The 23208-nt window shown below is 65.0% G+C and carries 26 protein-coding genes and 1 tRNA gene; 17 read left to right on the top strand and 10 right to left on the bottom strand.

Annotation, left to right across the window (positions count from 1 at the left end; translation table 11 throughout):
- Position 1 precedes the first annotated feature (1 nt).
- The 3 genes from P3C39_RS04815 to P3C39_RS04805 are packed head-to-tail and all read left to right on the top strand — an operon-like array spanning position 2 to position 2150.
- On the top strand, positions 2 to 634 hold the full coding sequence (locus P3C39_RS04815) for a precorrin-8X methylmutase (RefSeq protein WP_063172427.1): 633 nt from the start codon (positions 2 to 4) through the stop codon (positions 632 to 634).
- Positions 631 to 1389 (top strand): precorrin-2 C(20)-methyltransferase, encoded by a 759-nt coding sequence (locus P3C39_RS04810; RefSeq protein WP_063172428.1) that lies wholly within the window; start codon positions 631 to 633, stop codon positions 1387 to 1389. The genes P3C39_RS04815 and P3C39_RS04810 overlap by 4 nt, the downstream gene beginning before the upstream one ends.
- The gene (locus P3C39_RS04805) at positions 1386 to 2150 is read left to right on the top strand and encodes a precorrin-3B C(17)-methyltransferase (RefSeq protein ID WP_024501370.1); all 765 of its coding nucleotides are present in this window, start codon (positions 1386 to 1388) and stop codon (positions 2148 to 2150) included. Before P3C39_RS04810 ends, P3C39_RS04805 begins: the two co-directional genes overlap by 4 nt.
- Here P3C39_RS04805 and P3C39_RS04800 read toward each other — a convergent pair.
- Positions 2114 to 2890, bottom strand: coding sequence for a cobalt-precorrin-6A reductase (locus P3C39_RS04800; RefSeq protein WP_275952784.1), 777 nt, complete (start codon positions 2888 to 2890; stop codon positions 2114 to 2116). The genes P3C39_RS04805 and P3C39_RS04800 overlap by 37 nt on opposite strands.
- 1 nt (position 2891) lies before the next feature.
- Between P3C39_RS04800 and cbiE the strand changes: the two genes are divergently transcribed.
- The 7 genes from cbiE to cobT are packed head-to-tail and all read left to right on the top strand — an operon-like array spanning position 2892 to position 9233.
- The gene (cbiE, locus tag P3C39_RS04795; RefSeq protein WP_127385520.1) at positions 2892 to 4121 is read left to right on the top strand and encodes a precorrin-6y C5,15-methyltransferase (decarboxylating) subunit CbiE; all 1230 of its coding nucleotides are present in this window, start codon (positions 2892 to 2894) and stop codon (positions 4119 to 4121) included.
- The gene (locus P3C39_RS04790; RefSeq protein ID WP_275952783.1) at positions 4118 to 4504 is read left to right on the top strand and encodes a cobalamin biosynthesis protein; all 387 of its coding nucleotides are present in this window, start codon (positions 4118 to 4120) and stop codon (positions 4502 to 4504) included. Before cbiE ends, P3C39_RS04790 begins: the two co-directional genes overlap by 4 nt.
- On the top strand, positions 4501 to 5265 hold the full coding sequence (gene cobM, locus P3C39_RS04785) for a precorrin-4 C(11)-methyltransferase (RefSeq protein WP_013531078.1): 765 nt from the start codon (positions 4501 to 4503) through the stop codon (positions 5263 to 5265). The genes P3C39_RS04790 and cobM overlap by 4 nt, the downstream gene beginning before the upstream one ends.
- Positions 5262 to 6080, top strand: a complete 819-nt coding sequence (gene cobA, locus P3C39_RS04780) for a uroporphyrinogen-III C-methyltransferase (protein ID WP_275952782.1) — start codon at positions 5262 to 5264, stop codon at positions 6078 to 6080. The genes cobM and cobA overlap by 4 nt, the downstream gene beginning before the upstream one ends.
- Positions 6077 to 7390: a cobyrinate a,c-diamide synthase gene (locus P3C39_RS04775; protein ID WP_275952781.1), complete on the top strand. Its 1314-nt coding sequence runs from the start codon at positions 6077 to 6079 to the stop codon at positions 7388 to 7390. The genes cobA and P3C39_RS04775 overlap by 4 nt, the downstream gene beginning before the upstream one ends.
- A gap of 3 nt (positions 7391 to 7393) precedes the next feature.
- Positions 7394 to 8170 carry an adenosylcobinamide-GDP ribazoletransferase gene (cobS, locus tag P3C39_RS04770; RefSeq protein WP_275952780.1) on the top strand — a complete coding sequence of 259 codons (777 nt, stop codon included), beginning with the start codon at positions 7394 to 7396 and terminating at the stop codon, positions 8168 to 8170.
- 52 nt (positions 8171 to 8222) lie between these two features.
- Positions 8223 to 9233, top strand: coding sequence for a nicotinate-nucleotide--dimethylbenzimidazole phosphoribosyltransferase (cobT, locus tag P3C39_RS04765; RefSeq protein WP_275952779.1), 1011 nt, complete (start codon positions 8223 to 8225; stop codon positions 9231 to 9233).
- A gap of 464 nt (positions 9234 to 9697) precedes the next feature.
- Here the strand turns inward: cobT and P3C39_RS04760 are convergent.
- A tRNA-Lys gene (locus tag P3C39_RS04760) sits at positions 9698 to 9773 on the bottom strand.
- Between the two features lie 106 nt (positions 9774 to 9879).
- On the bottom strand, positions 9880 to 10788 hold the full coding sequence (locus P3C39_RS04755) for a PhzF family phenazine biosynthesis protein (RefSeq protein ID WP_027160563.1): 909 nt from the start codon (positions 10786 to 10788) through the stop codon (positions 9880 to 9882).
- Between the two features lie 101 nt (positions 10789 to 10889).
- On the opposite strand from P3C39_RS04755, the gene P3C39_RS04750 reads away from it, so the two are divergent.
- The 4 genes from P3C39_RS04750 (at position 10890) to P3C39_RS04735 (ending at position 14490) form a co-directional block, all read left to right on the top strand.
- On the top strand, positions 10890 to 12182 hold the full coding sequence (locus tag P3C39_RS04750; RefSeq protein WP_275952778.1) for an efflux RND transporter periplasmic adaptor subunit: 1293 nt from the start codon (positions 10890 to 10892) through the stop codon (positions 12180 to 12182).
- Positions 12183 to 12186: 4 nt separating this feature from the next.
- Positions 12187 to 12900 carry an ABC transporter ATP-binding protein gene (locus P3C39_RS04745; RefSeq protein ID WP_013531071.1) on the top strand — a complete coding sequence of 238 codons (714 nt, stop codon included), beginning with the start codon at positions 12187 to 12189 and terminating at the stop codon, positions 12898 to 12900.
- Positions 12897 to 14114 carry an ABC transporter permease gene (locus tag P3C39_RS04740; RefSeq protein WP_063168255.1) on the top strand — a complete coding sequence of 406 codons (1218 nt, stop codon included), beginning with the start codon at positions 12897 to 12899 and terminating at the stop codon, positions 14112 to 14114. The genes P3C39_RS04745 and P3C39_RS04740 overlap by 4 nt, the downstream gene beginning before the upstream one ends.
- Before the next feature lie 133 nt (positions 14115 to 14247).
- On the top strand, positions 14248 to 14490 hold the full coding sequence (locus P3C39_RS04735; RefSeq protein ID WP_127368756.1) for a hypothetical protein: 243 nt from the start codon (positions 14248 to 14250) through the stop codon (positions 14488 to 14490).
- On the opposite strand, the gene P3C39_RS04730 is transcribed toward P3C39_RS04735, so the two are convergent.
- Together P3C39_RS04730 and P3C39_RS04725 are read right to left on the bottom strand one after the other, a co-directional pair.
- Positions 14487 to 15203, bottom strand: coding sequence for a hypothetical protein (locus P3C39_RS04730; RefSeq protein ID WP_013531068.1), 717 nt, complete (start codon positions 15201 to 15203; stop codon positions 14487 to 14489). The two genes, P3C39_RS04735 and P3C39_RS04730, sit on opposite strands and share 4 nt — an antisense overlap.
- Positions 15204 to 15206: 3 nt before the next feature.
- On the bottom strand, positions 15207 to 16319 hold the full coding sequence (locus P3C39_RS04725; RefSeq protein ID WP_013531067.1) for an endonuclease/exonuclease/phosphatase family protein: 1113 nt from the start codon (positions 16317 to 16319) through the stop codon (positions 15207 to 15209).
- A 189-nt stretch (positions 16320 to 16508) separates the two neighbouring features.
- On the opposite strand from P3C39_RS04725, the gene P3C39_RS04720 reads away from it, so the two are divergent.
- Positions 16509 to 17075 (top strand): BA14K family protein, encoded by a 567-nt coding sequence (locus tag P3C39_RS04720; RefSeq protein WP_275952777.1) that lies wholly within the window; start codon positions 16509 to 16511, stop codon positions 17073 to 17075.
- A gap of 107 nt (positions 17076 to 17182) precedes the next feature.
- Here the strand turns inward: P3C39_RS04720 and ilvC are convergent, their stop codons facing one another.
- The 3 genes from ilvC to P3C39_RS04705 all read right to left on the bottom strand — a co-directional run bounded on the left by ilvC (position 17183) and on the right by P3C39_RS04705 (position 19592).
- Positions 17183 to 18202: a ketol-acid reductoisomerase gene (gene ilvC / locus P3C39_RS04715; RefSeq protein ID WP_013531065.1), complete on the bottom strand. Its 1020-nt coding sequence runs from the start codon at positions 18200 to 18202 to the stop codon at positions 17183 to 17185.
- A 100-nt stretch (positions 18203 to 18302) separates the two neighbouring features.
- Positions 18303 to 19016: a TetR/AcrR family transcriptional regulator gene (locus P3C39_RS04710; protein WP_244514306.1), complete on the bottom strand. Its 714-nt coding sequence runs from the start codon at positions 19014 to 19016 to the stop codon at positions 18303 to 18305.
- 117 nt (positions 19017 to 19133) lie between these two features.
- Positions 19134 to 19592 carry a MarR family winged helix-turn-helix transcriptional regulator gene (locus P3C39_RS04705; protein ID WP_275952776.1) on the bottom strand — a complete coding sequence of 153 codons (459 nt, stop codon included), beginning with the start codon at positions 19590 to 19592 and terminating at the stop codon, positions 19134 to 19136.
- A 100-nt stretch (positions 19593 to 19692) separates the two neighbouring features.
- Between P3C39_RS04705 and P3C39_RS04700 the strand changes: the two genes are divergently transcribed.
- The gene (locus P3C39_RS04700) at positions 19693 to 20439 is read left to right on the top strand and encodes a glutathione S-transferase family protein (RefSeq protein ID WP_275952775.1); all 747 of its coding nucleotides are present in this window, start codon (positions 19693 to 19695) and stop codon (positions 20437 to 20439) included.
- Here P3C39_RS04700 and P3C39_RS04695 read toward each other — a convergent pair.
- Positions 20387 to 21682 carry an NAD(P)/FAD-dependent oxidoreductase gene (locus P3C39_RS04695; protein ID WP_275952774.1) on the bottom strand — a complete coding sequence of 432 codons (1296 nt, stop codon included), beginning with the start codon at positions 21680 to 21682 and terminating at the stop codon, positions 20387 to 20389. The genes P3C39_RS04700 and P3C39_RS04695 overlap by 53 nt on opposite strands.
- A gap of 44 nt (positions 21683 to 21726) precedes the next feature.
- Positions 21727 to 22137, bottom strand: coding sequence for a helix-turn-helix domain-containing protein (locus P3C39_RS04690; RefSeq protein ID WP_013531060.1), 411 nt, complete (start codon positions 22135 to 22137; stop codon positions 21727 to 21729).
- A 135-nt stretch (positions 22138 to 22272) separates the two neighbouring features.
- Between P3C39_RS04690 and P3C39_RS04685 the strand changes: the two genes are divergently transcribed.
- Positions 22273 to 23166 (top strand): SDR family oxidoreductase, encoded by an 894-nt coding sequence (locus P3C39_RS04685; protein ID WP_275952773.1) that lies wholly within the window; start codon positions 22273 to 22275, stop codon positions 23164 to 23166.
- Positions 23167 to 23208: the final 42 nt, after the last annotated feature.

Here is a 23208-nt window from a genome sequence, read left to right as displayed (position 1 = left end):
CATGGCCGCCTACGACTACATCCATGACGGCACGGCGATCTACGAGCGCTCCTTCGCCATCATCCGCGCCGAGGCCGATCTGTCGCGCTTCTCCGAAGCCGAGGCCGATGTCGCCATTCGCATGATCCATGCCTGCGGCCAGGTCGAAGCTTCAAATCATTTTGTGTTCTCCAAGGATTTCGTTGCCGCCGCCCGCACCGCTTTGGCGGCCGGCGCGCCGATCTTCTGCGACGCGGAAATGGTCTCGCATGGCGTCACCCGCGCCAGGCTGCCGGCGGGCAACGAGGTGATCTGCACCTTGCGCGACCCGCGTACGCACGAAATTGCCGGGCAACTCGGCAACACCCGTTCGGCGGCCGCCATCGACCTCTGGGGCGAGCGCATGGCCGGCTCTGTGGTTGCCATCGGCAATGCGCCGACCGCGCTATTCTATCTCCTGGAAAAACTGCGCGATGGCGCACCGAAGCCGGCGGCCATCATCGGCATGCCGGTCGGCTTCGTCGGTGCGGCCGAATCCAAGGATGCGCTGGCCGAGAATTCCTACGGCGTTCCCTACGCCATCGTGCGTGGCCGGCTTGGCGGCAGTGCCATGACCGCCGCCGCGCTCAATTCATTGGCGAGGCCTGGCCTGTGAACGCCTTTCTCAAAGGCCGCCTCGTTGGCGTCGGCACCGGTCCTGGCGACCCCGAACTGCTGACCCTAAAAGCCGCCCGCATCCTGGCCGAGGCCGATGTCGTGGCCTATTTCGCCAAGCGCGGCAACAACAGCAACGCCCGTGCCATCGTCGAAGCGCAGTTCCGGCCCGAAATGACGGAATTGCCGCTGCTCTATCCCGTCACAACCGAAATCGCCAGGGATCACGACGACTACCGCTCGCAGATCACGGCTTTCTACGAGGAGTCGGCCGAGAAGGTCGCCGAACACCTCGAAGCCGGCAGAATGGTTGCGGTGCTGTCAGAGGGCGACCCGCTGTTCTACGGCTCTTACATGCATCTGCATGTGCGCCTCGCCCATCGTTTTCCGACCGAAGTCATCCCCGGCGTCACCGCCATGTCCGGCTGCTGGTCGCAGACCGGTATTCCGATCGTCCAGGGCGACGACGTGCTCACCGTGCTGCCGGGCACGATGAGCGAATTCGAGCTCACCCGCCGGCTGGCCGACACCGATGCCGCCGTCATCATGAAGGTTGGCCGCAACCTGCCCAAGATCAGGCGGGCGCTGGAGGCTACGGCCAAGCTGTCGCGCGCCGTCTATGTCGAGCGCGGCACCATGGCCGGCAGCGTCTCGATGAAGCTTGCCGACAAAAAGGACGACAAGGCACCCTACTTCGCCATCGTGCTGGTCGCCGGCTGGTCCGGTCGCCCCGGCGCCGTGGGAGCACAGGCATGAGTGGCCGTCTCACCGTCATCGGCCTTGGGCCCGGCAATGCCGATCAGGTCACCCCGGAGGCCAGCCGCGCTGTCGCCGAGGCGAAATTCTTTTACGGCTACAAACCCTATCTCGACCGGCTGGACCTGCGCCCGGACCAGACCCGCGTCGCTTCCGACAACCGCGAGGAACTCGCCCGCTCCAAGGACGCATTGAGCAAGGCCGCAGAGGGCCATGACGTCGCCGTGGTCTCCGGCGGCGATCCCGGCGTGTTCGCCATGGCGGCGGCCGTCTGCGAGGCGATCGAGGCCGGTCCGGTCGAATGGCGCGCGGTCGATGTCGCCGTGGTGCCCGGCATCACCGCCATGCTGGCGGTTGCCGCCCGCATCGGGGCGCCGCTCGGCCATGATTTCTGCGCCATCTCGCTCTCCGACAATCTAAAGCCATGGGAATTGATCGAACTGCGCCTGCTGGCGGCGGCCGGTGCCGGCTTCGTCATCGCGCTTTATAACCCGATCAGCAAGGCCCGCCCTTGGCAACTCGGCCGCGCCTTCGAGTGCCTGACCGCCATCCTGCCGGGCACCACGCCGGTAATCTTCGGCCGCGCCGCCGGTCGCCCGGACGAGCGTATCGAGGTCTACCTGCTGGCCGATGTCGAGGCTGAAAAGGCGGACATGGCGACCTGCATCATCATCGGCTCGCCGGAAACCAGGATTATCAAGCGCACGGAGAAGCCGGCGCTGGTCTACACGCCGCGCTCGTCCACGGGACGGACAAAATGATCGACCCCAAATCGATCGACAATGGCGGCCAGCGCTTCGACGGTTTCAGCCGAGGGCACGTCCGGCAGATCAGGCCTGCGGATCATGACCACCTCGATGCCAAGCGCCCGAGCCGAGGCGATCTTGCCAAAGGTCGCCTCGCCGCCGCTGTTCTTGGACACCACGACATCGATGCGGTGCCTTTCGAGCAGCGCGCGTTCCTCCGCGTCGCGAAACGGGCCACGGGCCAACAGATATTCGGCGTCGGGCACGGCCAGCTTCGGCTCGACCGGATCGACACTGCGAATGAGATAGTGGTGCTGGGGCGCTGCTTCGAAAGCCGCAACCTCTTGCCGGCCCAGTGCCAGAAAAACGCGGCGCGGCGCCGGTCCAAGCGCTTGCGCGGCATCGCCGACCGTACCGACCAACGTCCAGCGGTCGCCTTCGACAGACTCCCAGCCGGGACGCCGCAGGGCAAGGATCGGCACGCCGGCCATGCGCGCGGCTTGTGCGGCATTGGCGGAGATTTGCGCCGCATAGGGATGCGTGGCGTCGATCAGCAGATCGGTGGCCGTTTCCGTGAGGTAAGCGGCCAGCCCGTCGGCGCCGCCAAAGCCTCCGCTTCGCACCGGCACGCCTTGCGCGACCGGGCTTTCGGTGCGGCCGGCCAGCGACAGTGTGACCGAGGCACGCGCCGCCAGTTTTCCGGCCAGTTGCCGCGCTTCGGTGGTGCCGCCGAGGATCAGGATACGGTGGGTCATTATGCCTGCTGAGCGTCAATCGCGAGCCGCCTGGCTGACAGTCGTCGGCATCGGCGAGGACGGTTTAGCGGGTCTCGGCGACGAGGCCAAGCAGCGGATTGCCCAGGCTGAGATCATCTTCGGCGGCAAGCGGCACCTCGCCCTAGTCGCTTCCTTCGCCAAGGGCGAGCCGCGCCCATGGCCGGTTCCCTTCGATGCCGAGATGGCTGACGTCCTGGCGCTTGCCGGCAGGAACGTCTGTGTGCTCGCGTCCGGCGATCCGTTCTTCCATGGCGTCGGCGCCACGCTCGCCCGCAAGGTCAAGGCGCAGGAGATGCACGTTATCCCCGCGCCTTCAGCCGTTTCACTGGCGGCCGCCCGGCTCGGCTGGGCGCTGCAGGATATCGAAACCGTCTCGCTGCACGGCCGGCCGCTCGACCTGATCCGGCCGCTGCTGCAGCCAGGCGCGCGCATCCTGGCGCTGACCTCGGATGCAGAGGCTCCCGCGGCGATTGCCCGCCTGCTCGCGGAACTCGACTTCGGCGCATCGCGGCTGACGATCCTGGAGGCGTTGGGTGGGCCAAGCGAGACCCAGCGCTCGGTCCGCGCCGATGCCTTCGACCTCGAAAACCTCAATCCGCTCAACGTGCTGGCGGTCGAAGTTGAATCCGGTCCGGACGCGCGCGTGCTGCCGCTCACATCAGGCCTTGCCGATCACCTGTTCGACCATGACGGCCAGATCACCAAGCGCGAAATCCGCGCGATCACCCTGTCGGCGCTGGCGCCGCGGCGCGGCGAGTTGCTGTGGGACATCGGCGCCGGCTCCGGTTCCATCGGCATAGAATGGATGCTGGCCCACCCTTCCATGCGCACTTTTGCCATCGAGGCCGATCCGGTGCGCGCTGCCCGTATTGGTCGCAACGCCGCTGCCTGTGGCGTTCCCGGCCTTGTCGTGGTCGAAGGCAGCGCGCCCAAGGCCCTTGCCGGGTTGGACACGCCAGACGCGATCTTCATCGGCGGTGGTGGCAGCGATGCCGGTGTCTTGAAAGCTGCCATCAAGGCCCTGCACACTGGCGGCCGTCTCGTCGCCAACGCGGTGACGCTGGAGATGGAAGCCCTGCTTCTTGCCCAGCATACGAAGCTCGGCGGCGATCTCACGCGTATAAACATCTCGCGGGCCTCGCCGGTCGGCTCGATGCAGGCCTGGCGGCCGGCCATGCCAGTGACGCAATGGAGCTGGATGAAGCCATGATAGTCGCAGGCATAGGCTGCCGAAAGGGCGTGGGCGTCGAAGAGGTGCTTGCGGCGATCGAAACGGCGCTGGAGGCGCATGGGTTGGCGATGACGGCGCTGTCGGCACTGGCGACTGCCGCGTTCAAGAAGGATGAAGAAGCGATCGCCGCCGCTGGCCGCACGCTGAGTCTTCCCGTCATCGTCGTCGACGACTCAGCACTTCAAGCTGCCTCGTCGGATACGCTCAGCCATTCCGATCTCTCGCAGGATGTTGCCGGCACACCATCGGTCTCCGAGGCGTCCGCCCTCGCCGTGGCCGGCACAGGCGCAAAACTGCTTGGCCCCCGCACCGTGCTCGGCCCGGTCACCTGCGCCATCGCCATCAGCGGAGATGCGCCATGACCGTTCATTTCATCGGCGCCGGTCCAGGTGCGGCCGACCTCATCACGCTGCGCGGCGCAAGGCTTTTGGCAAACTGCCCGGTTTGCCTGCATGCCGGCTCGATCGTCGCGCCCGAATTGCTGCAGCACTGCGCGCCGGGGACAAAGCTGGTCGACACCGCGCCGATGTCGCTCGACGAGATCGAGGCCGCCTATCTCGAGGCGCACAAATCAGGCCAGGATGTCGCCCGGCTGCATTCCGGTGACCTGTCGGTATGGAGCGCGGTCGCCGAGCAGATCCGCCGGCTGGAAAAGCACGGCATCCCTTATACGCTGACGCCGGGCGTCCCCTCCTTCGCCGCTGCCGCCGCCGCATTGCGCCGCGAGCTGACCATTCCCGAAGTGGCGCAAAGCCTGGTGCTGACCCGCATTTCCGGGCGCGCCTCAAAAATGCCGCCCGGCGAGACGCTGGCCGGTTTTGGCCGCACCGGCGCCACGCTTGCCATTCATCTGGCCATCCACGCCATCGACCGCGTCGTCGCCGAACTGACGCCGCACTATGGCGGCGGTTGCCCGGTGGCGGTCGTCTTCCGCGCTTCCTGGCCGGACGAGCGCGTGCTGACCGGCACGCTGGCGACCATCGAGGCACAGCTCGCCGCCGATCCGATGGAGCGCACGGCGATCATCTTCGTCGGCCGCTCGCTGGCGGCGCGAGGTTTTGGCGAGAGTTCATTATACGACGCCCATTATCAGCGGCGTTTTCGCGGACGGGACGGATTGTGAGCGGCAGCACCAAAAACACCGGCGAAAACGCCACGCTCGAAAAAGCCTTGTCCCGGCTGAACTTCAAGCCGCGCCGGCTCGAGCCGGGCCATGTCTGGCTGGCCGGCGCCGGCCCTGGCGCCCCCGGCTGCCTGACGCTCGAAGTGCTGGCGGCTTTGGCCGAGGCGGATGCGCTGGTCTACGACGCACTGGTGTCCCCTGACATTGTCGCAGTTGCCGAAAAAGCCGAGCTTTTCTTTGCCGGCAAGCGCGGCGGCAAACCGTCGATGAAACAGGACGACATCACCGCCCTTTTGGTCCGGCTCGCACGCGAAGGCCGCCGCGTCGTCAGGCTGAAGGGCGGCGATCCCTATATTTTCGGCCGTGGCGGCGAAGAAGCTCTGGCGCTGGCGCGGGAAAGTATCCCGTTCCGCGTCCTGCCCGGCCTGACCTCGGGCCTCAGTGCGCTGGCCGCGACCGGCATCCCCGCCACCATGCGCGGCATCAACAAGGCGGTGATCCTGGCGACCGGCCACGCCGCCGGCACCGATGACGATCTCGACTGGGCAGCGATCGCCCGCACCGGCCAGCCTGTGGTCGTCTATATGGGCATGGCCAATCTGCCCTTGATCGCCGCAGCACTGCTCGATGGCGGGCTGGCGCCGTCGACACCGGCGGCAGTGATCGTCGCCGCGACGACGCCGCAGGAACGAACCGTCGTCGCCACGCTCGCCACCATTGCCGAGGAAGCGGCGGCCGCCCGTCTCGCCTCGCCGGCGCTGATCGTCGTTGGCGGCATCGTTGCCATGCGCGCGGCCCTGGCGGGGCAAGCATGACGGCCCGCGCCATCATCATCGGCGCGCCGCGCTCCGGCTCCGGCAAGACCAGCGTCACCATCGGCATCCTGCGCGCGCTGACCCGGCGCGGCTTGAAAGTGCGCGGCGCAAAATCCGGCCCCGACTATATCGACCCCGGCTTCCACACCGCCGCCACGGGGCTGTCCGGCGTCAACCTGGACAGCTGGGCGATGCCGCCATCGCTGCTCAACGCGCTTGCCGCGCAAGCCGCCGATGACACCGATTTCGTCATCCTGGAAAGCGCCATGGGACTGTTCGACGGCATTCCGGCCTCGCCGGGGCGCACCGGCTCGGCCGCCGACCTCGCCCGCCTCTACTGCCTGCCGGTGCTGCTGGTGCTCGACGTCTCCGGCCAGTCGACCACGGCGGCGGCTGTCGCCAAGGGTTTTGCCACCTATGATCCTGACGTGCGCATGGCCGGTGTCGCGCTCAATCGGCTGGGCAGCGAGCGGCACCGCAAGCTGTGCAGCGAGGCCATCGAGGCGATCGGCCTGCCGGTCGTCGGCGCCATCCTGCGCGATCCCACTCTGAACCTGCCCGAGCGGCATCTCGGCCTTGTCCAGGCTGGCGAATATGACGACCTGATGGCGCATCTCGACCGGCTGGCCGACATGGCGGAAAAGTCGCTCGATCTCGATGCGATCATGGCCCTGGCGACGCCCCTCACCCCCGCGCCCGGCGGTTTCGACGACGCGCTGGCGCCGCCCGGCCAACGCATCGCGCTGGCCGAGGATGCCGCCTTCACGTTCCTCTATCCGCATGTCGCCGCCTACTGGCGCAAGGCGGGTGCGGAAATCGTCCCGTTCTCGCCGCTCGTCGACGAAGCGCCCGACGGGACCTGCGACGTTTGCTGGTTGCCGGGCGGCTATCCCGAGCTTCACGCCGGCAAGCTCGCCGCCGCCGCGACTTTCCGCGCCGGCATGGCGCGTTTCGCCGCGACGAAGCCCATCCATGGCGAGTGCGGTGGCTTCATGGTGCTCGGCGAAGCCCTGGAGGACGCGTCGGGCGAAACGCATGCGATGCTCGGCCTGCTCGGCCATGCCACCAGCTTCGCCAGGCGCAAGATGAACCTCGGCTACCGCGAGGCGCGGCTGCGTGCCGATTGTCCGCTGGGTGCACAGGGCGCGCTGATCCGGGGCCACGAATTCCACTATGCGCAGATGACGGCGACAGGCAATGACGAGCCGCTGGCCGACCTTGCGGACGGCCAGGGCAATCCGATCGGCGCCTCGGGCTACCGGCGCGGCCATGTCAGCGGCACCTTCTTCCATGCGATTGCGAGGGGCTAGAGCATGAAATTCGGGAATCTGGCCCTCTCACCACGACAGGTCGTCGACGACATCGCGCTCTGCCTGGTCTTCTTCACCAGGCTGCCGCTGCCCGTCTTCGATTTTCGCGGCCGCAGCCTTGCCGCGGCGATCTGGGCCGCCCCCATCGCCGGTCTCGTCGTCGGCCTGATCGGCGCCATCGTTTTTGCCACGGCGGAACGGTTCGGCCTTGCCATGGGGCCGGCGGCCGCACTTGCCCTCGTGGCAACCCTGCTCACCACCGGCTGCCTGCATGAGGACGGCCTGTCCGACGTCGCCGACGGTTTTGGCGGCGGCAAATCGCGCGGCCGCAAACTTGAGATCATGCGCGACAGCCGCATCGGCGCCTATGGTGCGGCGGCGCTGGCTCTGTCGCTGCTGGTCCGCTGGAGCGCGCTGTCGGAGTTCGTCGATCCCACACAGGCCCTGTTTGCCCTCCTGGCCGCACACGCGGCCTCGCGCGGCCTGCTTGGCGCCTTCATGCATCTCTTGCCTCCAGCGCGCGTCGACGGCCTCTCGGTCGACGCCGGCACCGTCTCGCAGGAAACCGCCATAGCCGGCGCCTTGCTCGGCGCGATCCCGCTTCTCTTGCTCGGGCTGGGCGGCGCCGTCTTCGCGCTGATCCTGCTTGGCCTGCTGTTTGCCGCATTCCGCGCCCTTTGCTTCAACCAGATCGAGGGCCAGACCGGCGACACGATCGGCGCCTTGCAGCAGGCAAGCGAGATCGCGGTGCTGCTCGTCGCTTCCGTAGCGCTTTCCTGATCCCTTTGGCCTGATTCTCGCGGCCTGATTCCTTTTCGGAGACTTTGCCCCCATGCCCTTCAAATCCCTTAGTGAATTGCGCGCCGCCTGCCTCGACCTGCCGGCTGGCAGCGATGCCGCGGCCAATGCGGTCGCACGCCGCCAGGACACGCTGACCAAGCCGCAAGGCAGCCTCGGCCGGCTCGAGACCATCGCCGCGTGGCTGGCGCGCTGGCAGGGCCGCGACATGCCGAAACTCGACCGCGTCAAGGTTTTCGTCTTCGCCGGCAACCACGGCGTCACCGCGCAAGGTGTGTCGGCCTATCCCTCGGAAGTCACCGTGCAGATGGTGGCGAATTTCGCTGGCGGCGGTGCCGCCATCAACCAGCTTGCCCGCATAGCCGGCGCCGAACTCGACGTCATCCCGCTCGATCTCGACCATCCGACCGGCGACTTCACCCAAGGTCCGGCAATGGACGAAGCGCCCTTTCTGGCGGCGGTCTCGGCCGGCTATGATGCGGTGACGAAGGATCTGGACCTTATCTGCTTCGGCGAAATGGGTATCGGCAACACGACGCCGGCAGCGGCCGTTTCAGCAGCCCTGTTCGGCGGCGGCGCGGAAAAGTGGACAGGGCGCGGCACCGGCGTCGATGACGCCGGCTTGAAGCGCAAGGTGGTCGCCATCGAAGCCGGCCTGAAGCGCCATGCCGCAGCCCTCGCCGATCCGCTTGCTATCGCTGCCGTGCTCGGCGGACGCGAACTGGCCGCCATCTTCGGCGCCACGCTGGCTGCCCGCCATCTCGGCATACCCGTGCTGCTCGACGGTTTCGTCTGCACCGCCGCCGCAGCCCCGCTGGCGAAGCTGCATCCGACCGGCCTCGCCCACACCATCGCAGCCCATGTCTCCGCTGAGTCAGGCCATCGCGGCCTGCTCGAAGCGCTCGGCCTGCCGCCGCTGCTCGATCTCGGCATGCGGCTCGGCGAAGGCTCCGGCGCCTGCCTCGCCGTCAACATCGTCCGCTCGGCGCTGGAGTGCCATGCCCGCATGGCGAGTTTTGCAGAGGCTGGCGTTTCGGAGAAGTAGTTATTCATTCCCCGTATCGGCCGACAAAGATGCCGTTGTCACGACAAAGGAGGCATCTTACCGTAACGGCGATTCTCAAATAGATTTTTGTGGATGAAGAAATTTCATCCTGCCGCAGCTGCGGTGTTATCGCCGGGGCGGTCGCTGTTGTGTTCCGTCACAGCAGCTATTCAAGTCATGGCCCGATCGACACCGGCATTTTCGTTGTCTTCCTGGTCTTCTTCTGGTGGCTCGTCAGCGATTTCTCCGGGGGGAAAAGACGGAATTGGCGCCAACGAAGCTGCAGCCGGGGAAAGGAGCCTTGCTTTTCGATTCGGCCGGTTTCTGAGCCGCATTTTTCAACGCGGCTAAATCGCCACAAGATCCGGATAGCGCGTTTGAAGAATCACGGTCGGACAGCCTTGCCCGAGATGCGCCAAACGCGTCTCGCTTTCAGGGTCTTTCCACCAACTCTTCTAGGAATTTGGTGGGTGCGCACAGGATTGAACTGTGGACCCGCTGATTAAGAGTCAGCTGCTCTACCAACTGAGCTACGCACCCACTCGGCCGGCAAAAACCGGCGTTGGCGGGCATATAGCCGCCACCATCGGTCCTGTCCAGCCCTGCCGGAATCATTTCCCGACAAATCGACCGAGCATGCGTTCGATCAAACGAACAGCTTGCCCTCCGCCACCTTGATTGCGTTGCCGCCGATGCGCGCCGAGGCCAGTTTTCCGCCTTGCACGGTCAGTTCGAGGCGGATGCGCGATGGCCGGCCCATCTCCAGCCCCTGCTCGATCCACAGCTGTGAAATGCCATCGGTCGGCGCGTCGAAATGCATGATGGCGCCGGCAAAGGCGGCTGCCGCCGAACCGGTCGCCGGATCCTCGTAGGAAGGCGTGCCGGGCACGATCATGCGCACATGGAAGGCGCTTTCGTGGTTCACCGTCTCGCGGCAGTAGACATAGGGGCTGGCGAAGGCCCATTCGCTCTTGCGCGGCGCCAGTTCCGACCAGGCCTGGTTGTCCAGCCGGATGCGACCCGCCGCCTCGAGATTGGCAACCGGGATGGTGACATAGGGCACGCCCGCCGACCAGAATGCGACGCGGTGATTCTCGAAGCCGATCTCATGCGGCGTCAACCCAAGCGCGGCACCGATCGCCTCCGGATCGGCATCGAGCTTCAGCGGCTCCGGCAGCTTCGCCAGATCGAACTCGGCAAAAGTGTTGCCGTCATGCTTGCTGACCGCGCACCGCACCGGACCGATGTTTTCCTCCAGCACGAAGATGCCGGCGCCGCCCTCCTCCGCAAGTTCGGCCAGCGCGATCGCGGCGCCGACCGTCGGATGGCCGGCGAACGGCATTTCATAGTCGGGCGTGAAGATGCGGATGCGGTTTTTGTGCTTGGGATTGTCCGGCGGCAGGACGAACACCGATTCGGACAGGTTGAATTCGCGCGCGATGGCCTGCATCGCGGCCGTGTCCAATCCCTTGCTGTCGAGCACGACGGCCAAAGGATTGCCGGCCAGTCGCTCGGTCGTAAACACATCGTAAAGCAAGTAATTCCGGGTTTTCATTCCTGCCTCAATCCCAACATGGGCGAAATTTAATTTGATATTTGAACCGGTAAGCCTGATCTGTGCACAGATAGGGACATTGCGCATTATAGGGGTCCAGCGTGGACCAGATTGTCAATCTGCCAAAGACGGAATCGGATTCCGCCATCGAGACGGCGCTTGGGCTCGACCAGACAGGCCGGCGCAGATCGCGCCGTCGTGGGTGGCTCTATGCGTTGCTGGCGCTGATCGTGCTCGTCGCCGCGCTTGGCGTCTATCAATGGTATGCCGGCTCGCCGGCCAGGATTGACTACACCACAGTGCCTGCCGCCAAGGCCGACCTCACAGTCGCGGTGTCGGCGACCGGCACGCTGCAACCACTCACCCAAGTCGATATTTCAAGCGAACTGTCCGGCATCATCCGCTCGGTCTCGGCCGAGGAGAACCAGCAGGTCAAGAAGGGTGACGTGCTGGCGACACTCGACACGGTGAAACTCGAAGTCCAGATCGAGCGCGCCGAAGCTTCGGCCAAGGCCGCCGCCGCCAATGTCGAGGACGCCGCGGTTACGCTGGCCGAAAACGAGAAGGCGCTTGTCCGCGCCGCAGCGCTCACCAAGCGCGGAATGGCGACCGACCAGTCGCTTGAAGCAGCAACCGCCACGCGCGACCGTTCCAAGGCAGCTCTCGACAGTGCGCAGGCCAACCTCGCCATCGCCCAGGCCGACCTCAAGGCGCAGCAGACCGACCTTGCCAAGAGCACAATCTATGCGCCGATCGACGGCATCGTTTTGACGCGCTCGGTCGATCCCGGCCAGACGGTCGCCTCCTCGCTGCAGGCGCCGGTGCTGTTCATCATCGCCGCCGATCTCAGGAACATGGAACTGGTGGCGGCGGTCGACGAGGCCGACATCGGTGCGGTCAAATCCGGCCAGCATGCCCGCTTCACCGTCGATGCCTTCCCCGAGCGGCCGTTCGATGCCGAGATCCGCGACATCTCCTATGCCTCGGTCACCACCGACGGCGTCGTCACCTACAATGCGCGGCTCGAGGTCGACAACAACGAGCTGCTGCTGCGGCCCGGCATGACCGCCACCGTTTCGGTCGTCACCAAGCAGGCCAAGGACGTGCTCACCGTACCGGCCACCGCCTTCCGCTATCGTCCTGCCCAGCAGGCCGCACGCGGCTGGAGCCTCAGCGACCTGTTCACCGGCCGCATGGGCCGCCCCGGCGGCAACCGCCAGCGCCAGGCCGCCACAGTGCCCACCGACGGCTCGCGCACGCTCTATGTGCTGGAGAACGGGCGTCCGCACCCGGTCAACGTCAAGATCGGCTCGACCGACGGCGAACTGACCGAGATCATTTCTGGCCTCGACGAAGGCGCACAGGTCATCACCGCGTCGCAGCAGCGGAGCTGATACCGTGGCTGCCGGTGCTGCCCTCATCACCTTCGACAAGGTCTGGAAGAGCTATGGCCAGGGCGAGGCCAAGGTGCATGCGCTGGCCGGCGTCGATCTTGCCATCCGGCGTGGCGAATTCGTCGCCATCATGGGGCCGTCCGGTTCCGGCAAGTCGACGGCGATGAACATCATCGGCTGCCTCGACACGCCGACGGCCGGAACCTATTCCTTCATGGGCATCGACGCCGGCCGCCTCGACCGCAACCGCCGCGCCATGCTGCGCAACCTCTATGTCGGCTTCGTCTTCCAGGGTTACAATCTGCTGGCCCGCACCACGGCGGCCGAAAATGTCGAACTGCCGCTGATCTATCGCGGCGTGGCCGCCCGCGAGCGCCGCGACCTTGCCATGCAGGCCCTGGCGGAGGTCGGCCTTGTCGGCCGCGAGCACCACACGCCGGCCGAACTGTCCGGCGGCCAGCAGCAGCGCGTGGCGATCGCGCGCGCCATCGTCACGCGCCCGACGCTGCTCGTCGCCGACGAGCCGACCGGCAACCTCGACACCGCCCGCACGCACGAGATCATGGAGTTGCTGACGCGGCTCAACAAGGAGCTTGGCCTAACCATCGCCATGGTCACCCACGAGGCCGACGTCGCCGACTATGCCGAACGCACCATCCGCTTCCTCGACGGCCACGTCGCCTCCGATTCCAGGAAGCTGGAGATCGCACAACCATGATCTGGGAAACCGTCCGCCTGTCGCTGCGCTCGATCCGCCGCAACGTGCTGCGCTCGTTCCTGACCTTGCTCGGCATCGTCATCGGCGTTGCCGCCGTCATTGCCATGCTCACCATCGGCTCGGGCACCACGCAGAAGGTCAAGGCCGACATCTCCAAGCTCGGCAGCAATCTGCTGGTCGTCCGCTCCGGTCGCCCGGCCGGTCCCGGTGGCCCGGGCGGGCTCGACCAGGTGGTGCGTCCGCTGGCCGAAAAGGAGCTGGCGGCGCTGGTTGCGCATCTGACTGGCGCCCGCGCCATTTCGCCGGCTTCGCAAAAGCAGGTCCGGGTCATCTTCGGCACCGAGAGCCTGACCTCGGGCGTCACCGGCACCGACAGCGCCTATCTCGATGCGCGCGACTGGAAACTGGTGTCGGGCCGCCCGTTCAGCGATTCCGAAACCCGCTCGGGCACCGGCGTGTGCCTGATCGGCGAGACGGTGCGCCAACAATTCTTCGGCGCTGGCGATCCCGAGGGCGAGATCATCCGCGTCAACCGCACCTCCTGCAAGATCATCGGCCTGCTCGAGCCCAAGGGCTATACCGGCTTCGGTCAGGATCAGGACAATGTCGTGCTGATGCCGCTGCACGCCTACCAGCGCCGCATCGCCGGCAACCGCGACATCGACAACATCTACATCGCCGCCGATGACCGCACGCCGACCAGCGAGCTGCAGCCGCGCGTCGAGGACATTCTGCGCGACGCCAGACGCATCACGCCCGATCGTGAAAGCGATTTCGCCATCCGCGACATGACCCAGATCGCCGACGCCATGGCCAGCGCCACAACCACCATGACCGGCATGCTGGGCGCCGTCGCCGGCGTCAGCCTGCTGGTCGGCGGCATCGGCATCATGAACATCATGCTGGTGTCGGTCACCGAACGCACCCGCGAGATCGGCATCAGGCTCGCCATCGGCGCGCATGAAAAGCACATCCTGATCCAGTTCCTGGTCGAGGCGACGGTGCTGTCGCTGCTCGGCGGCATCATCGGCATCCTGATCGGGCTGGCGCTGGCCGGCCTCGCCGCGGTGACGCTGACCATCCCGTTTGCGCCGAGCCCGGCGGTGATCCTGCTCGCCGTCGGCTTTTCCGCCCTGATCGGCATGGTGTTCGGCTTCTTCCCGGCGCTGCGCGGCGCCAGGCTCGACCCGATCGACGCACTTAGGCACGAATAGGGCAACCGGCCGAAACGCGGCCGGCGCTCCGACGGGTTTTTGCACAATCTTCGACATTTCCACCCAGCCCCGCCACTGTCGTCGCGCCGTTCATGATGCTAGGGCAATTCACGCTTGGGTGGAGGAATAGCCGATGAGCAAGAAGGCGCGACTGATCCTGGCGATGGTCATCATCGAGGCCTTCCTTGCAGGCATCTGGTGGTATCTCGCCCGCTTCGGCATGGCCAATCCCGATCGCGTCACAGCCGATTTTCAGGCAGTCGTCGGCCAGACCATGGGAATGGCGATGGGCGGTTTGCTGGGCATCGGCTTCATCCTGTTCCTCGTCGCCGCCCGCAACGATCGCAACGCGGCACAGAACAAGACGCGCCCTTAACTCCCGTTTGCGAAATGCCACTCGATCAGCGGCTTCATGTGCGGTGACAGGCCGACCGGCAGGTCGGCGGCATGGCGGATGATCACTGGCCCGTCGATCTCCGGCTCGGTTTCGGTGGCGACGAAGGCTGAGATGCGCTGGGCGATCTCGTCGGCGGGCGCCGCCGCGTGGTAGCGGCGGAAGATCACCGTGCCGCTGTTGGTCGACATGGCGTGGTAGCGCTTGCCGCGATGAGCCCCTGACAGGTCGAGGCCGGTTTCCTCGCGCACTTCGCGGATCATGTTGAAATCGACATCGACCAGGCCATCGCGAAAATCCACCGGCTCGAATGAGCCGGCGGCAAAATAGACGCGGCCGGCGTTGACCGTGTGCGGACCCATGCGGATCGCCACCAGCGCATTGTCGGCAGCCACCAGCATGGCATGGGCATAGGCATGCTCGGCGCCCGAATTCTCGCGCCGCTTCCGCCACAGCATGAAAGTCGAATAGTTGACCGCATGGCAGCGGCCGGCGAGACGGTTGTCGCGGTAGGCAAGCTGCGACAGCAGCACCACCATGCCGTCGAACAGCGCCGGATTGGCAGCGATTTCGTGCTGCCAGTTCTCGGCGATCGCCTCTGCATTGTCCCTTGCGAACGGGTGCGGACCGGGATCGAGCCGGACGTCGATGGCGTCGACCGGCAGGATGACGTTGCGTGGCAGGTCGAAACTCATGCGTCAGGTCATGTCCAGCGTGATCGCCACCGGGCAATGGTCCGACGCCTTCGGCCGGTCCCAGCCGGCACGCGGAAAGCGGTCGACCTCCTGCCCCGGCGGAAAAATGGTGCGCCAGGGCTGGCCGTTGCGGATGATGTCGGGAACAGCCGTCGCGTTGCTGGCGGCGAGCCCCTTCGACAGCAGGATGTAGTCGAGCTGGCACAGATGCCGCTCTTCCGGTCCGCGCGTGTGGTAGAAACTCCAGCGGTTCATCTCCGGCCGCCGCTCGACGACGTTTTCGCAGAAGCCGCCGGCCGTCAGCACGTTGATGCAGGACAGGGCTTCGTCGACCACCTCGAAGCGATAGCCGTCGATCGCATCGCCGGCCACCTTCACACGCTGGCGGTAATCGTTCATGTCGCCGCAGATTGCCCAGCGTTTGTCGGCGGCATAGTCCTTGCCGAAGCGCTCCTCGATGATGCGCCGCACGGCCTGCGCCTCCGCGATGCGCACCGGCATCGTCGCCTCGCGCCCGTCGAGCCCGTTGCGCGGCGAACCCATCGACTTGAAATGCACGAGATAGAGCGTCAGCGGCACGCCGCCCACGGTGACGTCGATCTCCAGGCAGTCGCGCCGGAAAATGCGCTCATTGGCCTGATTGCCCAGTGCCTCGAGTTCCGGCGTGTGCAGCCCGAACTGCTCGTAGGTGACATAGGCGTGGCTGGTCATGCGCACGAATTCGATCGGCTGGCCCTGGGCGGTCTCATTGCGCATCATCACGGCAACGTCGATGCCGCGTGAATCATTGCCCGATGTGGTGTATTTCTGCCGGTAGCCCTGCCCCACCATCTTGAACAGATAGCCATATTCGAAGGCCTTCAGCGCCTCGATGTTGTCGACCTCCTGCATGCAGATGATGTCGGCCCGGGTGGCAGCGATTGCCAGCGCCGTCAGCTGGCGCGTGTCGTCGGATTGGGCGATGGCGCGGGCCTGCTCCAGCATCCTGTATTCCGCCTCGCTCTGGATATCGAACAGCGCCAGCGTTCGATCCTCGTTGAGCTGGTTGCGATAGCCGGAATAATCGAACCTGTTCATCAGGTTCTCGACATTGAAGGTGGCAAGGCGCAGCGACATGCCATGACCTTTGCCCGCAAGTGCTTCGGAAAACAAGCGCGCAGGACCACCATCTGAGATCGATTGGTCCTGGGTGCGTTCGCGTCATGGTTGACGGAACCTTTCCGTTCATCCGCCGTTCAGATGCAAACATCCATTGTTGCCCCATTCCTCGGGTGGGCGTGGGGCCTGTAACTCTTGGAGAGTGCAATGAATTCGCTCTTTTCTTCCACGGTCAAATCGGGGCTGATAGCCCTGGGTATCCTCTCCGGCGTCACCGCACCGTCCGCCGCCGGCCCGATCATGCAGCCGGACCTGTCGATTCCCACCAGCACCGCGGCGCCGAATGTCACGCCGGTCCGCGACAGCTGGGCGGGCGGCAACAACAACCGTCAGTTCAACAACGACAATTGGAGATGGCGCCGGTCGGGCAATTGGGACGGCGGCCGTCGGCACTGGCACGGCGGCGGCGGTCACTGGAATGGTGGAGACAACTGGCGTTGGCGCCATGGTCGCCATCACTATCGCGGCGGCCGTTACTACGATGATGGCGCGAGTGCCGCGATCCTGGGCCTTGGCCTGGGGCTTGGCCTCGGCAGCATGTACAACAACTACGACTACTATGACCGGCCGGCGCCGCGCCGCTACTACCGCGCGGGACGGCTTTCGAGCGCCCATGTCCAATGGTGCTACAACCGCTACCGGTCGTACCGGGCCTACGACAACACGTTCCAGCCCTACAACGGCCCGCGCCAGCAGTGCTACTCACCCTATTGATGGGCTGGCCCTGTAGCTGAGCTGACCGACAGAATGAAAAAACGGCGCCACGTGGCGCCGTTTCTTGTTCATGGAAGCTGCTATTTTCGAGCGCTTGTGGATTTCGCTCAGTTCTTCGCCTTGTCGACCAGCTTGTTCTTGGAAATCCACGGCATCATCGCGCGCAGCTTGGCGCCGACTTCCTCGATCTGGTGGCTGTCATTGTTGCGGCGGATGCCCTTGAAGCGGGACATGCCGGCGCGGTATTCCTGCATCCATTCCGAGGTGAATTTTCCGGTCTGGATGTCCTTCAGCACGCGCTTCATCTCGGCCTTGGTCTCGGCGGTGATGATGCGCGGACCCGAGACATATTCGCCCCATTCGGCGGTGTTCGAGATCGAGTAGTTCATGTTGGCGATGCCGCCTTCATAGATCAGGTCGACGATCAGCTTGACCTCGTGCAGGCACTCGAAATAGGCCATCTCAGGCGCGTAGCCGGCTTCCACCAGCGTCTCGAAACCGGCCCGGATCAGCTCGACCAGGCCGCCGCACAGCACGACCTGCTCGCCGAACAGATCGGTCTCGCATTCCTCGCGGAAATTGGTCTCGATGATGCCCGAACGGCCGCCGCCGACGCCGCAGGCGTAGGACAGTGCCAGGTCGAGCGCATTGCCCGAGGCATCCTGGTTGACGGCGACCAGGCACGGCACGCCGCCGCCCTTCTGGTATTCGCCGCGCACCGTGTGGCCGGGACCCTTCGGCGCGATCATGACGACGTCGACCGTCGACTTCGGCTCGATCAGGCCGAAATGCACGTTGAGGCCGTGCGCGAAGGCGATAGCGGCACCATCGCGGATGTTCGGCGCGATCTCGTTCTTGTAGATGTCGGCCTGCAGTTCGTCCGGCGTTGCCATCATCATCAGGTCGGCCCATTTGGCCGCGTCCGCCACGCTCATCACCTTGAGACCGTCGGCCTCGACCTTCTTGGCGGTTGCCGAGCCGGCCTTGAGGCCGATTGCGATCTCCTTGGCGCCGGAATCCTTGAGGTTGAGCGCATGCGCCCTGCCCTGGCTGCCATAGCCGATGATGGCGACCTTCTTGCCCTTGATCAGATTGAGATCGGCATCACGATCGTAATAGACGCGCATTTTGTCTTCCTTCCCGTTTATAAATCAGAGCATGATGCCGAAAAGTGTGAAGCGGTTTTCGGACGACATCATGCTCTATCTTCTTGATTTAGAGACGGATTCAGATTTCAGGTCGACTTGACCTGAAATCATCCGGCTCTAGGGCCTTGCGGCCGGTTGTTGCTCCATGAAGAGCGAGAAACTGCTGCGTCGCCCGCGCGGCATCGCCGCCGATCGCCGCCTCAGTCAATTCCAGCCGGTCGCCGAGCAGCAGACGGATCTGCACATCGCGGGCGACCAGCCCGAAAAAGGTGCGGAACGCCGTCTCGGCATCCGCGAAATCCAAAAGCCCGGTCCGTCGGCCGGCCTCGAGCACCGGCTTCAGCCGCTTGGCCAATGCGAAGCGGCCGTTCTCCAGCACCACGGCGCCGAGATTGTCCTTGCCGGAGCCCGCATGGCTGACCGCCACCCGATTGAGCGCGATCGACGTGTCGCTGGAAATCACCTTGAGCCAATCCGAGGCGAAGCGCTCGAGGCTCGCGGTCAGCGAGGCAAGATCGAGCCCCTTGCGGTCGACCGGTGCCACCCGCACTTTAGAGGCCTGCCATTGCACCGTCGCCGTCAGCAGCCCGTCGCGGTCACCGAACCATTTGTAGAGCGTTTCCTTGGAACAGCTGGCGCGGCGCGCCACGGCGGTCATGGTCAGCTGGTCGCCCTCTTCGACCAGCAGCCGCAACGCCGCGTCGAGCACGGCCTTCTGCCGCTCTGTCAGCGCTTCGCTGGTGTCGATGTCAGGCACGATGTGCAACACGCTCTTCTCTCGAAAGGTCGGCATTCCCGATAAGCCGTACCGTACGTTACGGTTCGGCATATTGCGCGATCCGAGGCCGTGCGCAAGAGGACGAGAGCAAAATATCTGCAAAATGGACAGGCGCTGGCGCGACAGGCTCGCTTAATCGCTGGCTGGCGGATGGCGCAACCGTCCAAGCAGTGCCGAGACCATGGTCAGCTCATCCGCCGACAGTTTGGCGCCAACCAGTTCGGCGATCGAGCGTCCGTACACAGCCCACATCTGGCGGCGTATGTCTCGCCCCTTGGCCGCGATGCGGATGGTCTGGCCACGGCCGTCATCGGCCACCGGCAGTTTCTCGACGAGCCCATCGGCCTCGAGCCGGGTCAGCAGGCGCGAAATGTTGTATTGCGCGAACAGCGTGCGCTCGATGAGCTGGAACGGCCGCAACCCGCCCTCGCCCGCCTCGGCAAGCTCATGCAACACGTCGTACCAGGCAAGCGGCGGCAGACCGACGGCCTTCAATGCCTCTTCGGCGCTCTCCATCAACTGGCGCGATACGCGCATCAGGCGAGCCCAAGCCTTGATGGCTTCGGGCGAAGGCGTGGCTTTCTCGGTCATGGCGCATCCTTAGACGATAGATGCAATTGCATCAAGCTTGACGATCAATGCATATGCATCTACATAGATGCAATTGCATTAATCAGGGAAAGCCAATCCGATGAAACACGAAATCTGCAAACGCGCCGACAAGCTCATTCTCGTCAGCCATCACCTCTGCCCCTATGTGCAGCGCGCCGCGATTTCGCTCACCGAAAAGGGCGTGCCGTTCGAACGCGTCGATATCGACCTCGCCAACAAGCCGGACTGGTTCAAGGCGATCTCGCCGCTCGGCAAGGTGCCGCTGCTGCGCGTGCAGCGAAATGGCGAGGAAACGGTGATCTTCGAATCGGCCGTCATCCTGGAATTCCTCGAAGAGACGCAAGCCAATCCACTCCACCCGGCCGATCCCTATGCCCGCGCCCGGCATCGCGCCTGGATCGAGTTCGGTTCGGCAACCCTCAACGCCATCGGTCGGTTCTATTCAACATCGACCGAGGCCGGCTTCCTTGACGAATCCAGCGCGCTATCCGCCATGCTCGACCGTCTCGAAGCCGAGCTGGCGGACGAGCCTGGCGGCCCCTGGTTCGCCAGCAAGCACTTTTCGCTGGTCGACGCCGTTTACGGTCCGGTCTTCCGCTATCTCGATGTCTTCGACCGGATCGGTGATTTCGGCATTCTTGACCGAAAGCCCCTCGTCCGCGCCTGGCGCCGGGCGTTGAGTGAACGCCCGTCGATCAGGCAAGCCGTGGCGCCGGACTACTCACAGCGCCTGCATGCCTTCCTGCGGGCAAAGGGATCGTACCTTTCGAGCCTCATTGGCCAAAACGATCCGGCCACCGCGCTTCGACCAGTCCTATCCGCTTGAACGGATCGATTACGGTGCCGGCCACCATCGAGGCGAGAAACTGCGGCGCCGGCGGGATTTTTGCCACCGTCGCCACCAGCCTGTCGCGGATGAAGGGCAGCGCCACCGAATCCGACTGGTAGAACGGCGTGAACGCCAGCGACAGCGCCTGGAAGATGCGGACATGCCAGCGCCGCGCCCTCGCATAGGCTTCAAGTGCCGCTTCGACACTGTCCGTCCGCGCCAGCGCATGGCTGAGCGCCGCGGCGTCGAGCAGCGCCATATTGGCCCCTTGCCCGAGCTGCGGGCTGGTCGAGTGCGCCGCGTCGCCGATGATGGCCAACCGCCGCCCAACCGGCCGCTTCATCGTGTGGTGGCCATAGCGCGCCAGCGAGAGCTGGTCGAAACTGTCGATCTGGCTGACATACGCCTCGCTCTGCGGCCACAGCCGGATCACCCTCTCCTTCCAGGCATCCAGGCCCCGGACGCGCACCTCATCGGCGTCCGACGGCTTCAGGCTCCAGAAGAATGCCGCCATCTTTTCAGCGCCCGGCTGCGGCCGGCCGATCGGCAGCACGCCGATCATCACGCTCGCTCTGTCGTAGCGTTGCAGCAGCGCGCGCTCATCGAAACCGTCGCCGCGCCAGCCAAGCGAGGCCCAGAACGCGCCATAGGTGAGCGGTCGTGGCTCGCCTGCAGCGCTTGCGCGGCACAGTTTCGAGCGCGAACCGCTGGCGTCGACTACGAGGTCGAACGGCCCCGCCCTTCGTCCGTTGCCGCAGATCAGCGTCGTCCGTTCGCCCGTCTCCAAGGCCTCGATCTCGACGCCGGTTTCGATGGCGATCGCTTCGCGTTGGGCGGCGCGGAAGAGCACGCCGAACAAGGCCGCCCGGTGCACCGCCAGCCCGAAGCGGCCACCGCGTTGCGCATCGTAGCGGACATCGAGCACGGTACGGCCTGTGGTGGCATCGGCGCCATGCAGGCGGTCGATGCGGCTGCCCAGCGCCAGCATGTCGTCGAGCAGGCCAAGATCGGCCAGCACCGTCAGCCCTGTCGGCTGCAGGATCAGCCCGGAGCCGACCGGCTTCGGCTCATCGAAGCGCTCGAAGACCGTGACCCGATGCCCGGCGCGCTTGAGATAGAGCGCCATGGCCAGTCCCGCCGGCCCGGCGCCTGCTATTGCGATGTCGTAGGAAATGCCAATGCCCCCACAGCCGAACTGGCCGGGACAATCCTTCAGCAGCCCGGCGAAATCAAGCCGCACCCTGGGGCTTTAGCGGTCGTTCAAGCCTGGGCCTTGGCGGCCGTTCAAGCCTGGGACGCATCAAAATCGGCGCGCGCTGCGCGCACCGCATCATGGTTGAGTTCGGCCCACAGAATCAATTGATGAAAGGCGCCGAACATAGAGCGCCCGAGATCGGTCAGGCTGTATTCGACGCTTGGTGGTTTGGTCGGGAACACCTCACGATGCACATAGCCATCGCGCTGAAGATCGTACAGCGTCTGGGTCAGCATGCGCTGCGAAATGTCGGGCACAAGGCGCCGCAACTCGCCGAAGCGATAGGGTTTTTCAGCCAGCGCCATCATCAGCAGCGACCTCCATTTGCCGCTCACCCCCTGGATGACCTCGCGAACCGGACAATTGGCAATATTGCCGCCGCCTGAGATGGCCTTGTAGACCTCCAACTTCGACTTCAGATTGATGACCTTGCCGTCCATGGCTGGTTCCCTGCGTGTGCCTACCTCCCGAAAAACTGCCTTCTTTACGGCACCAGGTCAATTCCTATTTTAGTGCTGGTCTCTTTTTGAGACTGCCACTCGAACCGCCTTAGCGGCGCAATGTCAGGACCTTCCATGACCGAAACCCTTCTCGTCACCGGCGCTTCCGGCCAGCTCGGCCGCGGTGTCGTCCAATATCTCCTGGACAAGCACAAAGTTCCACCGGCAAACATCATCGCCGCCACACGCAATCCGGAAGGCGTGGCCGATCTGGCGCTGCGCGGCGTCGTTGTCAGGGCCGCCGACTTCAACGACGCGGCGTCGCTGGAAACCGCATTCAAAGGCGCCGACAAGGTGCTGATCATTTCGACCGGCGATCTCGATCTAAAAAGCGGCAGGCGCCTGAAGCAGCACGAAAATGCCGTCGCCGCGGCCAAAAATGCCGGCATTTCGCATCTGCTCTACACCTCGATGCCCAATCCGGAGCCGGTATCGCCGGTCCTGTTTGCCGATGACCACTACAGCACCGAGCAGGCGATCAAGGCGAGCGGCATCCCCTACACGATCTTCCGCAACGGCTGGTACCAGGAGAACCTGTTCATGGCCCTGCCGCACGCGATCGCCTCGGGAAAATGGTACACGTCGGCCGGCGACGGGCGCATTGCCCACGGTGCGCGCGACGACATGGCAGCGGCGATCGCCGCCAGCCTCGCTGGCGCTTCAAACGAAAGTAAGACCTACACCTTGACCGGTCCGCACGCCTACACCACCGCAGAGATTGCCGCCTTGGTAAGCGAGGTCACCGGCAAGTCGCTCGATGTCGTGCAGGTTCCGGATGAAGCGCTCACCGAAGGGGTAAAGGCATCAGGCGTTCCCGAGGATTTTGCTGAAGTCATCGTGTCCTTCGACGTCAACACGCGCTCCGGCCGCATCGCCATGGTGACGGACTCGGTCGAGACGCTTTCCGGCCGCAAGCCAAGAACGCTGAAGCAGTTCCTCGAGGCGAACAAGGCCGCGCTGGCCGGTTGAAGCGGAGTGACATGGACTGTGCCGCAAGACACAGCTCATTCG

Origin of the sequence: Mesorhizobium sp. XAP4, from assembly GCF_029269325.1 — a bacterium.
Lineage (GTDB): Bacteria > Pseudomonadota > Alphaproteobacteria > Rhizobiales > Rhizobiaceae > Mesorhizobium > Mesorhizobium ciceri.
Note: the sequence above shows the minus strand (reverse complement) of the source record. Positions and strands in the feature narration are given on the sequence as shown.

Bases quoted from the DNA above. Each gene is read 5' to 3' on its own strand.
- P3C39_RS04815 (WP_063172427.1), top strand. From the start codon at position 2: ATGGCCGCCTACGACTACATCCATGACGGCACGGCGATCTACGAGCGC.
- P3C39_RS04805 (WP_024501370.1), top strand. From the start codon at position 1,386: ATGAGTGGCCGTCTCACCGTCATCGGCCTTGGGCCCGGCAATGCCGAT.
- P3C39_RS04800 (WP_275952784.1), bottom strand. From the start codon at position 2,890: ATGACCCACCGTATCCTGATCCTCGGCGGCACCACCGAAGCGCGGCAA.
- cbiE (WP_127385520.1), top strand. From the start codon at position 2,892: ATGCCTGCTGAGCGTCAATCGCGAGCCGCCTGGCTGACAGTCGTCGGC.
- P3C39_RS04790 (WP_275952783.1), top strand. From the start codon at position 4,118: ATGATAGTCGCAGGCATAGGCTGCCGAAAGGGCGTGGGCGTCGAAGAG.
- cobM (WP_013531078.1), top strand. From the start codon at position 4,501: ATGACCGTTCATTTCATCGGCGCCGGTCCAGGTGCGGCCGACCTCATC.
- P3C39_RS04775 (WP_275952781.1), top strand. From the start codon at position 6,077: ATGACGGCCCGCGCCATCATCATCGGCGCGCCGCGCTCCGGCTCCGGC.
- cobS (WP_275952780.1), top strand. From the start codon at position 7,394: ATGAAATTCGGGAATCTGGCCCTCTCACCACGACAGGTCGTCGACGAC.
- cobT (WP_275952779.1), top strand. From the start codon at position 8,223: ATGCCCTTCAAATCCCTTAGTGAATTGCGCGCCGCCTGCCTCGACCTG.
- P3C39_RS04755 (WP_027160563.1), bottom strand. From the start codon at position 10,788: ATGAAAACCCGGAATTACTTGCTTTACGATGTGTTTACGACCGAGCGA.
- P3C39_RS04740 (WP_063168255.1), top strand. From the start codon at position 12,897: ATGATCTGGGAAACCGTCCGCCTGTCGCTGCGCTCGATCCGCCGCAAC.
- P3C39_RS04735 (WP_127368756.1), top strand. From the start codon at position 14,248: ATGAGCAAGAAGGCGCGACTGATCCTGGCGATGGTCATCATCGAGGCC.
- P3C39_RS04730 (WP_013531068.1), bottom strand. From the start codon at position 15,203: ATGAGTTTCGACCTGCCACGCAACGTCATCCTGCCGGTCGACGCCATC.
- P3C39_RS04725 (WP_013531067.1), bottom strand. From the start codon at position 16,319: ATGTCGCTGCGCCTTGCCACCTTCAATGTCGAGAACCTGATGAACAGG.
- P3C39_RS04720 (WP_275952777.1), top strand. From the start codon at position 16,509: ATGAATTCGCTCTTTTCTTCCACGGTCAAATCGGGGCTGATAGCCCTG.
- ilvC (WP_013531065.1), bottom strand. From the start codon at position 18,202: ATGCGCGTCTATTACGATCGTGATGCCGATCTCAATCTGATCAAGGGC.
- P3C39_RS04710 (WP_244514306.1), bottom strand. From the start codon at position 19,016: ATGCCGACCTTTCGAGAGAAGAGCGTGTTGCACATCGTGCCTGACATC.
- P3C39_RS04705 (WP_275952776.1), bottom strand. From the start codon at position 19,592: ATGACCGAGAAAGCCACGCCTTCGCCCGAAGCCATCAAGGCTTGGGCT.
- P3C39_RS04700 (WP_275952775.1), top strand. From the start codon at position 19,693: ATGAAACACGAAATCTGCAAACGCGCCGACAAGCTCATTCTCGTCAGC.
- P3C39_RS04690 (WP_013531060.1), bottom strand. From the start codon at position 22,137: ATGGACGGCAAGGTCATCAATCTGAAGTCGAAGTTGGAGGTCTACAAG.
- P3C39_RS04685 (WP_275952773.1), top strand. From the start codon at position 22,273: ATGACCGAAACCCTTCTCGTCACCGGCGCTTCCGGCCAGCTCGGCCGC.